At 69.9% G+C, this 595-nt stretch carries 1 pseudogene; it reads right to left on the bottom strand.

Going from position 1 to position 595, the window contains the following annotated elements:
- A pseudogene (locus KDM41_18585) lies at positions 1-595 on the bottom strand (hypothetical protein).

Here is a 595-nt window from a genome sequence, read left to right as displayed (position 1 = left end):
TGGACTTCTCCATGACGCGCAGCGAGTCCGCCAGCGACTGGGGGAGGGTGTCGATGCCCAGGTTGGCCAGGGCCGTGTCGTCCATCTCGAAGAGGTTGGCGTCCGCCTCGGCAGGCAGTTCGTAGCCCTGCTCCACCCCACGCAGCCCGGCCGCCAGCAGCAGCGGACCGCCGGCGGGCGCCGAGAGGACCCACAGGGGCCCGTGCGTGCAACGCGACAGCCCGCGCACCAAATCCCGATCCACCAGGCCGACTACGCCGGGTCGGGCGACCGGTACTCCAGGCGGGTGGCGCTGGGGTTGCCGCGCTTGGCGATCGGCACCCGGATGAGCCCGCTGCGGTTGTTGCGGGCCCAGGAGATGTGGACCGGGGCCTCGAACCCGGGCACCAGGCGCTTGTAGCTGTTGACCGTCTGGTTCGTGATGGCCGTGATCTCGGCGGCGTGGTGCAGCAAGCCGGCCATGAACTGCTTGGCGACGGGGGAGAGGTGGTACGCGTCGTCGCCGCCGTAGAACGCGTTGTCGTCACCGTCGAACAGGCTGAGGTGCAGGTGCATGCCGCTGCCCTGCACGCCTTCGAGCGGCTTGGGCATGAAG

The organism is bacterium (genome assembly GCA_020440705.1).
GTDB lineage: Bacteria > Krumholzibacteriota > Krumholzibacteriia > LZORAL124-64-63 > LZORAL124-64-63 > JAGRNP01.
This window is presented reverse-complemented; position numbering and strand designations above follow the sequence as displayed.